Source organism: Angustibacter aerolatus (assembly GCF_054776675.1).
In genome coordinates this window covers 1-14,907 of record NZ_BAAHBM010000079.1, presented here as the reverse complement: position 1 = coordinate 14,907, position 14,907 = coordinate 1, and the positions used below count along the sequence as shown (strand labels likewise).

Sequence of the window (14,907 nt, the reverse complement as noted above, 5' to 3'; positions counted from 1 at the left end):
GCACGGGGGCACCGGCTCGGCGCGCGGCGCGGGTGCTGGCGGCCGGCGCGAGCGCGGCCCGCCCGGCCGGGGCGGCGGCGCGGCCGGGTCAGGCGTTCGCCGACGACGTCACGGCCGAGACGGTCCTGTGGGCGATCTGGTCGGCGAGTCGGCTGGGCGACGCCTGGCAGCGCACCGCGCTCGCGGGCGGTCCCGCCGGCGCGCGGGCCGATCGTGACCTCGACGCCGTCGTGGCGCTGTTCGACGCGGCCGCCCGCTTCGTCGACCGGCTGCCGCAGGCCGGCCCGCGCGAGTTCGTCGAGTACCTGCGCGACCAGGAGCTGCCCGGCGACACGCTCGCCGAGCGAGGTGCCTCCGGGGGTGCGGTGTCGCTGCTGACGCCGGCGTCGGCGGCCGGTCGCGAGTGGCCGGTCGTGGTGGTGGCCGGGGTGCAGGACGGCGTGTGGCCCGACCTGCGGCCGCGCGGGTCGCTGCTCGGGGCCGAGCACCTCGTCGACCTGCTCGCCGGCCGAGAGCGCTCGTCGCGCGCCGTCCGGCAGGCCGTGCGCGAGGACGAGACGCGGCTGTTCCACGTCGCGGTCAGCCGCGCCTCGCGCACGCTGGTCGTCACCGCGGTGCGCGACGACGACGAGCAGCCCTCGTCCCTGCTCGACCTCGTCGACCCGCCGCCCGAGCACCTCCCGGCACCGGGGTGGGACGACGACGGCGTGCGCGTCCTCACCCCGCCGCCCCTGCCGCTCACCCTGGCCGGCAGCGTGGCCCGGCTGCGGCAGCTGGTCGCCGACCCGCGCACGCGTCGGGCTGACGCGCGGGCCGCCGCCCGGCAGCTGGCCCGGCTGGCCGAGGCGGGCGTGCCGGGCGCCGACCCGGACGACTGGTACGGCCTCGAGCCGCTGAGCGACGACCGGTCGCTCGCCACCGACGAGCCGGTGCGGGTGTCGCCGAGCAAGGTCGAGGAGTTCGACCGCTGCGCGCTGCGCTGGCTGCTGCAGGTCGCGGGCGGCACCCGGGCCAGCTCGTCGCAGCAGAGTCTGGGCGTGCTGGTGCACGACCTCGCCGCCGACCTGCCGCAGGCCCCGCTCGACGAGCTGCGCGACGAGCTGCACCGCCGCTGGGGCGCGCTCGGCCTCGGTGAGGGCTGGGCGGGCGACGTCGGGCGCGCCCGTGCCGAGACGGCGGTGCAGAAGCTCGCGACCTACCTGCAGCGGGCCGCGAGCCGCGAGCTGGTCGGCACCGAGATCCCGGTCGACGTCGAGCTGGACCTGCCGGGCGGTCCGGTGCGCCTCACGGGGCGGGTCGACCGGCTCGAGCGCACCCCCGAGGGCCTGCGGGTCGTCGACCTCAAGACCGGCAGCAGCGCCCGGGCGGGTGCCGAGCTGCCCGAGCTGCCGCAGCTCGGCACCTACCAGCTCGCGGTGCAGGCGGGCGCGTTCGCCGAGCAGGCGCCGGGTGCGCCGTCCGCGGGGGCGTCGCTGGTGCAGCTGGGCGTGCGGTCGCAGAAGCAGCCTGGCGAGCAGCTGCAGCCGGGCCTGCCCGACGACGGTGGCTGGGCGGCCGAGCTGGTCGACACGGTCGCGCGCGGCATGTCGGCGTCCACGTTCCCGGCCACGCCGAACGACTCGTGCGACCGCTGCCCGGTGCGCACCTCCTGCCCCGCCCGCAGCGAGGGCCGGCGGGTGACCGAGTGACCACCACCTCGACGGTGCCCGCTGCGGCGTCCGGCACCGAGGGCCGCCCCGGCGCGGTCGAGATCGCCCGCGCTCTGGGACGTCCAGAGCCGACGCCGGAGCAGGTCGCCGTCATCGAGGCGCCGGTGCACCCGCTGCTCGTGGTGGCAGGAGCCGGCTCGGGCAAGACCGAGACGATGGCCGCGCGGGTGGTGTGGCTGGTCGCCGGCGGAGACGTCGCGCCCGACGAGGTGCTCGGGCTGACCTTCACCCGCAAGGCCGCCGGCGAGCTGAGCGAGCGGATCCGCAGCCGGCTGCGCGCCCTGCGCCGCTCCGGGCTCTGGGTGCCCGGTACCGGCGACGACGCGCCCGCACCGATCGGCTCGAGCGGCCCGGGCGGCGGCGTGCCGGGCGTCGACGGCGACCTCGACGTCACGGTGTCGACGTACCACGCCTACGCCGGCCGGCTGGTCCGCGAGCACGGGCTGCGGCTGGGGGTGGAGCCCGAGGCGCGGTTGCTCACCGAGGCCGCCTGCTGGCAGCTCGCCAGCGAGGTCGTGGAGCGGTGGCGGGGCGACATGGACGCCGTCGAGGTGATGCCGTCCACGGTGACCGAGGCCGTGCTGCAGCTGGCCGGCGAGGCCGCCGAGCACCTGGTCGACCTCGACGACGTCGACGCCTACCTGGCGGCGCGGGTCGAGCAGGTGGCGGCCCTGCCGTACAACGACGCCAAGGTGGCCGGGCGGTACGCGCCGATCACGACGCTGCTCGGGCGGCTCGAGGCGCGCCGGCAGCTGCTGCCGCTGGTGGCCGCCTACCGCGAGGCCAAGGCGCTGCGCGACAGCCTCGACTTCGGCGACCAGCTGCGGCTGGCCGCCGAGCTCGCGCGGCAGGTGCCGCAGCTGGCCGTCGAGGAGCGGGGTCGGTCGCGCGTGGTGCTGCTCGACGAGTTCCAGGACACCAGCCACGCCCAGCTCGTCATGCTGCACGCGCTCTTCGGTGACGGCCACGCGGTGACCGCCGTCGGCGACCCCAACCAGTCGATCTACGGCTGGCGCGGCGCGAGCGCCGGCACGCTGGCCACCTTCGCCGATCGGTTCCGCGACGTCGACGGCGGCCCGGCCACGGTCCGGCAGCTGTCGACGAGCTGGCGCAACGACCGCGCGGTGCTCGAGGTGGCGAACCGGCTCGCCGCGCCGCTGCGCGAGGGGGCCGACGTCGAGGTGCACCCGCTGGTGGCGCGGCCGGGCGCGGGGTCGGGGCACGCAGAGCTCGCGACGTACCCGACCTCGCAGCTCGAGGCCCGCGGGGCGGTCGACTGGCTGGCGGAGCGGTGGCTCGGGCCCGACGGCCGGCCGGTGCCCGGGCGCAGCGCGGCGGTGCTGTGCCGCCGGCGGGCGCAGTTCGCGGACGTCGAGGCGGCGCTGCTGCGACGTGGGCTGCCCTACCAGGTGGTCGGGCTCGGCGGGCTGCTCTCGACGCCGGAGGTCGCCGACCTGCTGAGCGCCCTCCACGTCGTGCACGACCCGAGCCGCGGCGACCTCCTGGTGCGGCTGCTCACCGGCCCGACCTGCCGACTCGGCGCCCACGACCTCGTCGTGCTCGGCGCGTGGTCGGCCGAGCTCGCGCGCCGTCGATCGGGGCGGCCGGGCGGGGGCCACCCGGTCGCACGCGACGGGGCGGGGCCGGGCGGGGAACCGGCGCAGGCCGACGTCGTCGACGAGGCCAGCCTGGTCGAGGCGGTCGACGAGCTGCCGCCCGAGGACTGGCGCGACCGCGACGGCCGGTCGCTGGGGGAGGCCGCCCGGCGCCGCGTCGAGCGGCTGGCCAGCACGGTGCGTGGTCTGCGGGGGCGCACCGCCCTCGCCCTGCCCGACCTCGTCGCCGAGGTCGAGCGCGCGCTGCTGCTCGACGTCGAGCTGGCCTCCCGCCCGGGTGTCGGCCCGGCGCAGGCGCGCGCGCACCTCGACGCCATCGCCCAGGTCGCGGCCGACTTCGCCAGCAGCGCCGAGCACGCCACCCTCGGGGCGTTCCTGTCGTGGCTCGAGGCGGCCGACGAGCAGGAGCGCGGTCTCGAGCCGGGGCAGGTCGAGGTCGACGACCAGGTCGTGCAGGTGATGACCGTGCACGCGGCCAAGGGTCTCGAGTGGGACGTCGTGGCGGTGCCCGGGCTCGTCGAGGGCGCGTTCCCGCAGCACCTGCAGCAGCCCCGGCCGCCGGGCGACGACGAGCCGTCGTGGGCGATCCCGACCGTGAAGCAGAAGGCCTGGCTGGGCGACCTCGGTGCGGTGCCGCACGCCCTGCGCGGCGACGTGCAGGCACTGCCCGACGTGCGGTGGTCCGCCGCGCCGCACCAGGCCGCGCTGCGCGACGAGCTCGCCGTGTTCGAGGTCGCGGCCGGCGCGCACCAGGTGGCCGAGGAGCGTCGCCTGGTCTACGTCGCCTGCACCCGTGCGCGCTCGCACCTGCTGCTGACCGCGCACGTGTGGGGCTCGGCGAAGATGCCGCGGCTGCCCTCGCGGTTCCTGCTCGAGCTCGCGCCGGCCCTCGCCGACGGCGGCCTCGAACCCGCCACCGGGCTCGGGCACGTCGTGCAGGTCGACGTCGTCGCGGGCATGCCGGTGCCCGGGGACGAGCGGCCGGACGACGGCCGGCCGACCGAGGCGCCGTGGCCGGGCGACCGCCTCGGCGAGCGCCGCCGTCACGTCGAGACGGCCGCCGACCGGGTGCGGGCCGCGCGCGAGCCGCTGCGGGCGGAGCGGGTCGGGCGGCGCGCCGGCCTCGTACCGGACGACGCCACCGCCCGACCGGGGGACGGGTCCTCTGGCGACGGGCTCGCGCCGGAGCTGCCGCTCGACGAGCTGCTGCCGCTCGAGGCGGTGCTGCCCGTCGACCTCGGCGTGCACGCCCCCGTCGTCGACGAGCGGCAGGTCGACCTGCTGCTCGCCGAGCGCGACGCCGGCCGTGACACGCGGGTCGAGGTGGCGCTGCCGACCCACCTCTCGGCCTCGCGGCTGGTGCGGCTGGCGGCCGACCGCGACGCGCTGGCCCTGTCCCTGCGTCGTCCGGTGCCGCGCGAGCCGCACCCCGCGACCCGGCGCGGCACCGCCTTCCACGCCTGGGTCGAGCGGTACCTGGGCTCGGCGGCGATGGTCGACGTGCTCGACCTGCCGGGTGCGGCTGACGACGAACCGGCTCCCGACGAGGCGCTCGCGGCGATGCAGCAGCGGTTCCTCGCCAGCGAGTGGGCGCAGCGCCGGGTGCTCGCCGTCGAGGTGGCCCTCGAGACGCCGGTCGACGGCACCGTGCTGCGCGGCCGGGTCGACGCGGTGTTCGCCCGGCTCGGGCCGGACGGCCGCCCCGACGGCGGGGTCGACGTCGTGGACTGGAAGACCGGGCCGCCACCCAGCGGTCGCGAGGCCGCCGCCCGGGCCGTGCAACTGGCCACGTACCGGCTGGCCTGGCACCGGCTGCACGACGTGCCGCTCGACCAGGTCGGGGCGGCCTTCTTCTACGCGTGCACCGGCACGACCGTGCGCCCCGCCGACCTGCTCGACGAGGCCGGCCTCGTCGCCCTGCTGCGCACCTTCGACGGCGAGGGCTGATCCGCGCGGCGTCGTGCCCGGCGCCTCTCGACCGGTCGGTTCAGCGGTCGACGGTCACGACGAGCGGGACGTGGTCGGACACGGTCCGTGGCGTCGCCGACTCGGGCGTCACGGCGCCGAGGCGGGCGAGCCCGGCGCCGACGGACGAGCCGCCGGCAGCCACGGCCTCGTCGAGCAGCAGGTGGTCGAGCTGCAGCCGGGGGCGCTGGGCGGGGTAGCTGGCCGCGCGCACGAGCGACCGCCATCCCGACAGCCGGGCCGGGAGGCCGCCGGGCAGGTTGAGGTCGCCGGCGAGCAGGCGCGGGCCGGGCAGCTCGCGGGCCCAGCGCGTCACCGTGCGCAGCTGCCGGCTCGCCGCGACCGGCGCGAACGACAGGTGCGTGCAGACGACGGTCAGCGGTCCGCCGGGGGCGTCGACCACCGCGGCCAGCGCGGCCCGCGGCTCGTCGGGCACGAGCAGCAGCCGCGGCACCCGCGACCCCTCCACGGGGACCGGGAACGGCAGCACCGCGCGCGACGCCGGCAGCCGGCGCACCCGCCAGGCCAGCACGGGGTACCGCGACACCAGCCCGATCCCGTACCGCGGCCCTGCACCGCTGTCGCCGTCGGGCGCACGGCCGGCACCGCCGAGCTCCTGGTCGGCGCGCGCGTCCGGGCTCGCGCCGGTCGCATCCCCGCGTCCGGGCACACCGACCCCGGCAGGCGCGCCTGCGTCCATGCCGACGTCGGGTTCGCTGGCCGCGAGGTCGTCGTCGCCCGGTGCACCCGCCGGGCGCCAGCCGTCCCGCGGGCCGGGCCGGCCGAGCAGCGTCGGCACGAAGCGGGCACCCCCGGGTGCGGCGCCGAGCGCCTGGGCCACGAGGGCGAGCTGGTCGACGCCGCCGCTGCCGGCCTGCGCGAGGTCGAGCTCCTGCACCGCGAGCACGTCGACGTCGAGGGCGGCGACCGCGTCGGCCAGCGCCTGCGGGCTGGCCTGCCGGCCGTCGGCGGTGCGGCCGGACGCGAGGTTCCAGGTGCCGAGCCGCAGCCGGGTCACGCGCCCGCGGCCGCCGGTTCGCGGGTCGCCTCGGCGAGGTCCTGCAGCGCCTGGGTGGCGCTGTCCACCACGGCGGCGTCGTCCTGCGCGACGCCGGCGAGCAGCCAGCGGGCCAGGGCGAGCTCGCCGGCGAGGTGCGCGCGCTCGAGCAGGTGCTTGTCGGGGGCGTCGCTGCGGGCCATGGCGTACGCCTCGACGACGGTGTCGAGCACGCCGGCGGAGGCGCCGACGCAGATCCAGGCCAGGTCGTCGGCGGGGTCGGCCACCCGGGCGTCGCCCCAGCCGACCAGGCCGGTGACAACCTGCCCGTCGGTGCGCACGTTCGGGCCTGCGAGGTCCCCGTGCACGGGGGTGGTGAGGAAGCGCCAGCGGTCGACCTGCTCCAGCGCGCGCTCCCAGCGCAGCAGCAGCGGAGCGGGCACCTGGCCGGTGCGGGCGGCGCGGTCGACGTCGGCGAGGCGGCGGGTGCGGTACTGCTCGCTGTCGTACGCCGGGGCGCCGGCGTCCTCGACGACGGCGGGGTCGACGTCGTGCAGCGCCCCGATCACCTGGCCGACGTGCACGGCGAGCGGGTCGCCCGGTGCGAGGGAGGCGGGGTCGACGGGCGCGCCCGGCAGGCGGCGCGACACGACGCAGCGGCCGCCCTCGCGCAGGCCGTCGTGGCCGACGGGCGCGGGTACGGCGACCGGCAGCCGCCGGGCCAGCTCGGGCAGCAGCCGCGCCTCGAGGTCGAGCGTCGCGGCGGACGTCGTGCGGCGCGGTGCCCGCACCAGCCACTGGCGGTCGGCCGAGCAGGTGACGACGGCGACGTCGAAGTCGGGCTCGGCGTCGGCCGGCACGCCCACCTGCACGGGGCGCAGGTCGGGCAGGGCGGCGTCGGCGAGCGCCGCGAGCACGAGGGGTGACCTGGTCGCAGTCATCCCGCCACCGTACGGCGGTGTCGCGCCGGCGGCCCGGACGCTCCCGGCGTGTCAGGCGACCGGCCGCCGACTACCGTGACGACGTGACGCACCCGCTCCACGTGACCCGGGGGAGCGACGGCCCTCTCGGCGTCCTCCCGCTCGCGACCAGCGGCGTCGACCGGGCCGGTGAGCAGCGCGACGAGCAGCTGCTGGCACGGCTGCTGGGCGACCCGGCCACGCAGGTGCTCGAGGTGGCGTCCGGCCGCACGCCCGCACCGCTCGACGCCGGGCACGGCCTGCGCTGGCGGCCGCCCGCCGGCGGCGACCTCGACCGGCTCGCGGTGTACCTGGGGCACGACGTCGCGGCGGGCACCGACCTGGTGGCCGTCGTGGCCGACGCACCGGCAGACGACTGGGTGGGGCTGCGCGAGCTCGGCCAGCGGCTCGACCCGCGCGACGCCGGCCTGCTCACGGAGGCCGTCGCGGTGACGAACTGGCACGCCACGCACCACCACTGCCCGCGGTGCGGGGCCCCCACCCTGCCCGTGCAGTCTGGCTGGGTGCGTCGGTGCTCGGCCGACGGCAGCGACCACTACCCGCGCACCGACCCGGCGGTGATCATGACGGTGGTCGACGACGACGACCGGTTGCTGCTGGGGTCGTCGGCGCGCTGGCCGGCCGGCCGGTACTCGACGCTCGCCGGCTTCGTCGAGCCGGGGGAGTCGCTGGAGGCCACGGTGCGCCGCGAGGTGCGCGAGGAGGTCGGGGTCGAGATCGGCGACGTCGCCTACCTGGGGAGCCAGCCGTGGCCGTTCCCGGCGTCGATCATGCTCGGGTTCGTGGCGCAGGCGCTGACGACCGAGGTGCACGTCGACGGCGAGGAGATCGCCGCCGCTCGCTGGTTCACCCGCGACGAGCTCGCGGAGTCGGTCGCCGCTCGCGAGGTGCTGCTGTCGCCGCGGCTCTCGATCTCCCGGGCGCTCGTCGAGCACTGGTACGGCGGGCGCATCGACGACGGCGGCGACACCTGGCGCTAGGCGTCGACGGCGAGCACGGCCGGCCGCGCGGGGTGGTCGTGGCGCACGACGAGCCAGGCGCGCTGCTCGGGCCAGGTCTCGTCCAGGTACCGCTGCCACGAGGGCGGTGCCGCGGCTGCCTCGACGGCGTCCTCCTGCTCGTGCAGCCTGCGGCGCTGGGTCGCCCCCGCGGTGCGCAGGTGCACGACCGCGTCGAACGCGTCGGCGGTCTCCCAGCGCAGCAGGAACCGGCCGTCGACCACGACGACCGTGCCCGGTGCGGCCGGACGCCGGGGTGCGCGCGTCGATCGGTCGGTCGAGGGATCGCGCAGGGTCGGCAGCCACTGCATGCCGCCACCGGGCCCGAGCGGGTCGAGCACCTCCCGGCGCAGCGCGGCGTCGTCCTGCCAGCGTTCCCAGCGTGCGTCCGGGTCGTCGGCGCCGAGCTCGAGCCGCTGCGAGCGCGGCAGCCAGAAGTCGCGCTGCCGCACCCGTGCCGTGGGCAGCCCGAGCGCGCGCAACCGGTCGTGCACGTCGTCGGCCAGCGCGGCGGCGTCACCGGGCACGGCGCCGTCGACCCCGACGCGCACGCCGTGGCCGGCCGCCCGGGCCGGCGCAGAGCGTTCGGCGGCGTCGTCGGCGACGAGCTGGGCGAGGGCGACCGGGGTCAGCGGCCGGGCCGCGGGCTCAGGCAGCGAGCCGGGCCCTGACCTCGTCGAGGCTGGGGTTCGTGGCGACCGAGCCGTCCGGGAAGAGCAGGGTCGGTACCGTCTGGTTGCCGCCGTTGGCCTGCTCGACGAACTGCGCCGACGCCTCGTCCTGCTCGATGTTCACCTCGGTGTAGCCGATGCCCTCGCGGTCGAGCAGGGTCTTGAGCCGACGGCAGTAGCCGCACCAGGTGGTCGAGTACATCGTGACGGTGCCGGCGTCGGGCGCTGCGGGCGTGCTCATCGCGCGGGTGCTCCTCGGGTCTCGGGGCCGCCCGGCGGGTCCGGGCGCCACGGCACGAGAACGCCGGACGGCGCGCCGCTCTTCCCGTCCGTCGTCCACAGGCTGCGGGAGGGCGCGGCGCCCTGTCGGCCGTCGGTGCGAGGATGTCGGCGATGACCTCCCAGCCCCAGCTCGCCGCCGCGTCCGGTCGCGCCGCTGCGCGCCCGGCGTCCGCCGACGACGTGCTGGGCGGTCTCGATCCGGAGCAGCGCGAGGTGGCGACGTCGTTGCACGGGCCGGTCTGCGTGCTGGCCGGTGCGGGCACCGGCAAGACGCGGGCGATCACCCACCGGATCGCCTACGGCGTGCACTCCGGGGTCTACACGCCGCAGCAGGTGCTGGCGGTCACGTTCACCGCGCGGGCGGCCGGCGAGATGCGCACCCGGCTGCGTGACCTCGGCGTGCAGGGGGTGCAGGCGCGCACCTTCCACGCGGCGGCGCTGCGGCAGCTGCACTACTTCTGGCCGCAGGCCATCGGCGGCGGTGCGCCCGAGGTGCAGCCGCACAAGGCCGGGCTGGTCGCCGAGGCCGCCTCGCGGCTGCACCTGCGGCTCGACCGCACCGCCGTCCGCGACCTGGCGGCGGAGGTCGAGTGGTCGAAGGTCAGCCTGCTGACGCCCGAGACCTACCCGGCGGCGGCCCGGCGGGCCGGCCGCGACCCCGCCGGCCTCGACGCGACGGCCATGGCGCGCGTGCTGGCGACCTACGAGGACGTGAAGTCCGAGCGCGGCGTCATCGACTTCGAGGACGTCCTGCTGGTCACCGCCGGCGTGCTGCAGGACCACCCGCAGATCGCCGACACCGTGCGGCGCCAGTACCGGCACTTCGTCGTCGACGAGTACCAGGACGTCAGCCCGCTGCAGCAGCGGCTGCTCGACCTGTGGCTGGGCGGCCGCGACGAGGTGTGCGTCGTGGGCGACGCCAGCCAGACCATCTACTCGTTCACCGGCGCCACGCCCCGTCACCTCCTCGACTTCCCGAAGCGGTACCCGTCGGCGCGAACGGTGCGCCTCGAGCGCGACTACCGCTCCACCCCGCAGGTCGTGGGCCTCGCCAACGGCGTGCTGGCCCGTGCGTCGGGCGCCGGTCGGCAGGTGCGGCTGCAGCTCGTCGCGCAGCGCCCGCCCGGCCCCGAGCCGGTCTTCACGCCCTACGACGACGACGTGGCCGAGGCCGCGGGCGTCGTGGCGGCGGCGAAGCGACTGGTCGAGCAGGGCGTGCGGCCTAGCGAGATCGCCGTGCTGTTCCGCACCAACTCGCAGTCCGAGCCGCTGGAGCAGGCGTGCACCGAGGCGGGCCTGCCGTACGTGCTGCGCGGCGGCGAGCGGTTCTTCAGTCGCCGCGAGGTGCGCGAGGCGGTCATGCTGCTGCGCGGTGCGGCGCGCGCCGCGGACGACGACGACACCCCGCTCGGCCAGGCCGCTCGCGACGTGCTGGTCAGCGGCGGCTGGACGCCGGAGCCGCCCAGTGCGTCCGGTGCGGTGCGCGAGCGGTGGGAGTCGCTGCGGGCCCTGGCGGCGCTCGCCGACGAGGTGGCGGCCGCTCGACCCGGTGCACGGCTCGGGGACCTGGTGGCCGAGCTCGAGGAGCGGGCCGCGGCGCAGCACGCCCCCACCGTCGAGGGCATCACGCTCGCGTCGTTGCACTCTGCCAAGGGTCTGGAGTGGGACGCCGTCTTCCTCGCGGGGGTCAGCGACGGCCTGCTGCCGATCTCGATGGCCGAGGGCCCGGAGGCCGTCGAGGAGGAGCGCCGCCTGCTCTACGTCGGCGTGACGCGGGCTCGTGAGCACCTGCACCTGTCGTGGGCGCGCTCCCGCACGCCCGGGGGCCGGGCCACCCGCCGCCCCTCGCGCTTCCTCGACGGCCTGCGCCCGGAGGACGCCGACGAGCGCTCGGGCTCCGGCGGCCGCGGGTCGCGCGGCGGCCGGTCTGGTGGGCCGAACGGGTCGGGCGGGTCGGGCCGGGGCGGTCGCAGCACCACCGTGCGCTGCCGCGGCTGCGGCACCGTGCTCTCCACCGGCGCGCAGCGCAAGGTCGGCCGCTGCGACGACTGCCCGCCGACGTACGACGAGGGCACCTTCGAGCGGCTGCGCGCGTGGCGCCTGGCGGTCTCGACCGCCGCGAGCGTGCCCGCCTTCGTGGTCTTCACCGACGCGACGCTCGTGGCTCTTGCCGAGCAGCAACCGACCGACGACGCGGGGCTGGCGAAGGTGCCGGGCATCGGTGCGACCAAGCGCGAGCGCTACGGCGCGCAGGTGCTGGCGCTGCTCGGCGGCGCCGAGGTGGCCGACGTGCTCGAGCCGGCGGCTGCGAGCTCGTCGACCGAACCCGCCTGAGAGCGCTCTCACGCCCCGTCCGGCCCAGCGTCGGCAGTTGTTCGGGGAACACTCGCGAAAAAGCGTTGTGCGCGCTCGTGGGGTTGCCCTACCGTTGGCGCGTCGCACCGAGAGGGACGCCGCCCGGCGTCCCGCAGCCAGTCCGAGAGCGGAGGTGATCCCCGTGATGAGCACCAGCAACCTGTCGAAGGTCGACGCGACCTTCGACGTCTGCGCGTCCTGGGACCACCAGCTCCTCGCGGCCATCACCTTCCCGCACACCGACGTCCGGTCCGGGGTGGTCTCGGCGGATCTCTTCGCGCAGTACCAGGGGACGGGTCTGCCCACCGGCGGCCGCGGCGGCGTCATCGCCCCGCGCGTTCGCGTGGGTGCCCCCTCGGGAGTCACGTCCTGGAGTCCACCGGTCTAGCACCACGACCGGCGCTCTTCAGGCCGCGGATCCCGTCACCCGGGATCCGCGGCCTTTTTGTTTTCTCCAGAGCAACCGACACGCCGACCGGCGGACGAGACCAGGACGACATGACGCTCACCAGGCACCGAGGCGCCGACCAGCACCGCCCGACCCAGCCGACCCACCCGACCGATCCGATCCACCCGACACCGACCCACCAGACGGAGGTGACCGCCGTGCAGCTCACCGCACTCCTCGAGCCGACCCTCGACCAGCGCGCCGGGCTCGACACCATCCCCTGCCGGGCGAACGACGCGGAGCTCTGGTTCGCCGAGCTGCCCGCCGACGTCGAGCTCGCCAAGGCGCTCTGCTCGGACTGCCCCGTCCGCGCGGCCTGCCTCGCCGGGGCGCTCGAGCGGCGCGAGCCGTGGGGCGTCTGGGGCGGGCAGCTGCTCGTCCAGGGCGCCGTCGTGGCGCGCAAGCGGCCGCGCGGCCGGCCTCGCAAGTGCGAGGTCGCCGCATGACCGTCCTGCCGCGCACCGCCGACCCGATCGCACCGACCGGGACGGCCACCACCACCTCGTACGCCGGGCGTCGACCCGCCCGGCAGATCACCATCAGGAGCACGCAGATGTCACACCTCATGCACGAGGACCTGGCCCGGGCGCAGCTCGAGCGCAGGTTGCAGCAGGCCGAGCAGGCACGACTGGCGACCTACGTCGTCCGTGTCGCCCGCGCCCGGCGCCAGGCCGCCAAGGCCCGTCGCCAGGCCGAGCAGGCCCAGCTGCGTGTCCGGCTGCTCGTCGGCTGACGCGCCGGCCGGCGCCCGTCCACCCGCCCGACCCGCTACCGCAGGACGCGTCGCCCCGGACCCCGAGGGTCCGGGGCGCCGTCGTGTCCCGACCCGTGACGGTCCGGTCGGGTCAGGTCAGGTCAGGGGCCTCGGCGAACCCGGGCAGGTGCGCCGACAGCACCTCGCGCACCCGCACCTCGCCCTCGATCTGGCACAGCACCCCGATGCCGCCCAGCCAGACGCGGTGGATCAGCAGGTACTGCGGCGGCAGGTTCAGCTTGAGCCCGACGCCCCACTGCGGCTTGCGCGGGTCGTTGATGTGCGCGAACAGGTCGCGCAGGAAGGCCCGGGTGAAGGTGAACGTCTCGGTGCGGGCCGGGGCGAGGAACGGCTCGAGGTACTCCAGCAGCGCCTCGCCGTCGACGTCGATGTTCTGCTTGATGAAGCCGTCCTCGCGCAGCCCCGCGACGACGGCCTCGTGGTCGCCGTCGAGGGCGACCCGCAGCAGCGAGCCGAGGTGCGGCGGCAGGCCGTCGGGGAGGCGGTTCACCGCGCCGAAGTCGAGCACGCCGAGTCGTCCGTCCGGGGTCAGGCGGAAGTTGCCCGGGTGCGGGTCCGCGTGCAGCAGACCGGCGCGCTGCGGCCCGGCCAGCAGGAACTCGAGGTAGTGGCCCGCGGCGGCGTCGCGCTCCTCCTGGCTGCCGTCGGCGATGAGCCGCGACAGCGGCGTGCCCTCGAGCCACTCGCCCACGATCACGTGCTCGGCGTGCGCCACGACGTCCGGGACGGCGAAGTCGGGGTCGTCGCGGAAGGCCTCGGCGAACTGCGCCTGGGCCTTCGCCTCCATGCCGTAGTCGAGCTCCTCGCTCACCCGGCGCTTCAGCTCGGCCATGATCGGCTTGAGGTCGAGGCCGGGGATCCAGCTGGCCGACAGCCGGGCCACCCGCGCCACCTGGTTGAGGTCCGACACGAGCGCCGGTCCGGCCCCCGGGTACTGCACCTTCACCGCCACGGGCCGACCGTCGGCCCAGATCGCCCGGTGCACCTGCCCGATCGAGGCGGCCGCCGCCGGCTTGTCGTCGAACGACTCGAAGCGGTCGCGCCAGTCGGCGCCGAGCTCGGCGGCCAGCACGCGGTGCACCGCGGCGACCGGCAGCGGGGGAGCGGCGTCCTGCAGCTTGGTGAGCGTGGCGCGGTACGGCCCCGCGAGCTCCTCCGGCAGCGCCGCCTCGAAGATGCTCATGGCCTGGCCGAACTTCATGGCCCCGCCCTTGAGCTCCCCGAGCACCTTGAACAGCTGCTCGGCCGTGCGGGCCTGCACCTCGGCGGCCACGATCTCGGCGGGGCGGCCGCCGACGCGCCGGCCGAGGCCGAGCGCCGTCCGACCGGCGAAGCCGAGCGGCAGGCTGGCGAGCTTCGCGGTGCGCGCGACGGCGTTGCGGGGCAGATCACTCACGCGACCATCGTCCCTCAGGCCCCGACGGCCTGCATGCCCGCCCTGCCCGGAACGCGCCGCTCGCCCGGGTCCGACGGCTGTTCGCGATCGGCGCCGGCTGCCGCGCGCCCGTCCGCGGCCGGTCGGCGGGCCGTTCTCGCCGCCGCCTCCCGGACGTCGGGCGTCTCGGCGGCCCCGGTCGCGTCCGCGCGCTCGCGACCGGGTGCCGCGGTGACCGCGCGCAGCCCGGTGCATCCGCACGAGGGGTGCGGGCTCCAGCGTCGGCGCTCCACGAGGCCGTCGGGCAGCACCTCGAGCGTGCGGCCCGCGCTGGCCGGTCGCCGCCCGTCGAGCCGGGCCAGCACCTGCAGCGCCGCGACCCCGGCCGCCGCGGTGCTCAGCGCGGCCTCACCCCGGGGCCTCGACGAGCCGTCGGCGAGCTGCGCCTGCACGGCCGGCCAGCCCGGGTCGCGGTCGCGGCGGTGCAGGTCGAGGCATCGCAGGCAGGGGGTGCGGCCGGGCAGCACGAACGGGCCGACCACCACCCGGTCGACGCGCACCACGACCGACAGGTGCGGCACGCCGTCGCCGAGCAGCTCCTCGGCCGCGCCGCTCGCGACCGCGTCGTCCCGCACGATCACCACGACGTGGGGCGCGTGCGGCCGCGCGGTCTGGGCGGGCAGCGCCGTCGCACCGCCCGTGCGGGCCACGGCCCGCGCCAGCGACGTGCCGCGGC

Annotated in this window: 12 protein-coding genes and 1 pseudogene; 7 read left to right on the top strand and 6 right to left on the bottom strand. The window is 77.1% G+C overall.

Annotation, left to right across the window (positions count from 1 at the left end; all coding sequences use genetic code 11):
• Both ACYVI6_RS15165 and ACYVI6_RS15160 read left to right on the top strand, forming a co-directional pair.
• Positions 1–1,688: RecB family exonuclease (locus tag ACYVI6_RS15165; RefSeq protein ID WP_460447167.1), on the top strand; the 1,688-nt coding region annotated here is incomplete at its 5' end.
• The gene (locus tag ACYVI6_RS15160; RefSeq protein WP_460447166.1) at positions 1,685–5,272 is read left to right on the top strand and encodes an ATP-dependent helicase; all 3,588 of its coding nucleotides are present in this window, start codon (positions 1,685–1,687) and stop codon (positions 5,270–5,272) included. The genes ACYVI6_RS15165 and ACYVI6_RS15160, both read left to right, overlap by 4 nt.
• Before the next feature lie 40 nt (positions 5,273–5,312).
• Here the strand turns inward: ACYVI6_RS15160 and ACYVI6_RS15155 are convergent, their stop codons facing one another.
• Together ACYVI6_RS15155 and ACYVI6_RS15150 are read right to left on the bottom strand one after the other, a co-directional pair.
• Entirely contained in the window at positions 5,313–6,308 is a 996-nt protein-coding gene (locus ACYVI6_RS15155; protein ID WP_460447165.1) for an endonuclease/exonuclease/phosphatase family protein, read from the bottom strand.
• The gene (locus ACYVI6_RS15150; RefSeq protein WP_460447164.1) at positions 6,305–7,228 is read right to left on the bottom strand and encodes a phosphotransferase; all 924 of its coding nucleotides are present in this window, start codon (positions 7,226–7,228) and stop codon (positions 6,305–6,307) included. The genes ACYVI6_RS15155 and ACYVI6_RS15150 overlap by 4 nt, the downstream gene beginning before the upstream one ends.
• Before the next feature lie 83 nt (positions 7,229–7,311).
• Between ACYVI6_RS15150 and nudC the strand changes: the two genes are divergently transcribed.
• A complete protein-coding gene (gene nudC / locus ACYVI6_RS15145) occupies positions 7,312–8,247 on the top strand; it encodes an NAD(+) diphosphatase (protein ID WP_460447163.1) in 936 nt (311 codons plus the stop codon).
• Here the strand turns inward: nudC and ACYVI6_RS15140 are convergent.
• Together ACYVI6_RS15140 and ACYVI6_RS15135 are read right to left on the bottom strand one after the other, a co-directional pair.
• The gene (locus ACYVI6_RS15140) at positions 8,244–8,816 is read right to left on the bottom strand and encodes a nucleoside/nucleotide kinase family protein (protein ID WP_284290138.1); all 573 of its coding nucleotides are present in this window, start codon (positions 8,814–8,816) and stop codon (positions 8,244–8,246) included. The genes nudC and ACYVI6_RS15140 overlap by 4 nt on opposite strands.
• 97 nt (positions 8,817–8,913) lie before the next feature.
• Complete coding sequence (locus tag ACYVI6_RS15135) at positions 8,914–9,177, bottom strand: mycoredoxin (protein ID WP_284290139.1); 264 nt, start codon at positions 9,175–9,177, stop codon at positions 8,914–8,916.
• Positions 9,178–9,329: 152 nt separating this feature from the next.
• Between ACYVI6_RS15135 and ACYVI6_RS15130 the strand changes: the two genes are divergently transcribed.
• The 4 genes from ACYVI6_RS15130 to ACYVI6_RS15115 all read left to right on the top strand — a co-directional run bounded on the left by ACYVI6_RS15130 (position 9,330) and on the right by ACYVI6_RS15115 (position 12,754).
• Positions 9,330–11,552: an ATP-dependent DNA helicase UvrD2 gene (locus ACYVI6_RS15130; protein ID WP_460447162.1), complete on the top strand. Its 2,223-nt coding sequence runs from the start codon at positions 9,330–9,332 to the stop codon at positions 11,550–11,552.
• 166 nt (positions 11,553–11,718) lie between these two features.
• Positions 11,719–11,961 (top strand): hypothetical protein, encoded by a 243-nt coding sequence (locus ACYVI6_RS15125; protein ID WP_460447161.1) that lies wholly within the window; start codon positions 11,719–11,721, stop codon positions 11,959–11,961.
• Positions 11,962–12,071: 110 nt separating this feature from the next.
• Positions 12,072–12,467, top strand: a complete 396-nt coding sequence (locus tag ACYVI6_RS15120; protein ID WP_460447160.1) for a WhiB family transcriptional regulator — start codon at positions 12,072–12,074, stop codon at positions 12,465–12,467.
• Positions 12,464–12,754, top strand: a complete 291-nt coding sequence (locus tag ACYVI6_RS15115; protein WP_460447159.1) for a hypothetical protein — start codon at positions 12,464–12,466, stop codon at positions 12,752–12,754. Before ACYVI6_RS15120 ends, ACYVI6_RS15115 begins: the two co-directional genes overlap by 4 nt.
• A gap of 112 nt (positions 12,755–12,866) precedes the next feature.
• On the opposite strand, the gene ACYVI6_RS15110 is transcribed toward ACYVI6_RS15115, so the two are convergent.
• Both ACYVI6_RS15110 and ACYVI6_RS15105 read right to left on the bottom strand, forming a co-directional pair.
• Complete coding sequence (locus ACYVI6_RS15110; protein WP_460447158.1) at positions 12,867–14,192, bottom strand: ABC1 kinase family protein; 1,326 nt, start codon at positions 14,190–14,192, stop codon at positions 12,867–12,869.
• 14 nt (positions 14,193–14,206) lie between these two features.
• Positions 14,207–14,907, bottom strand: a pseudogene (locus ACYVI6_RS15105) (hypothetical protein); the annotation flags it as partial.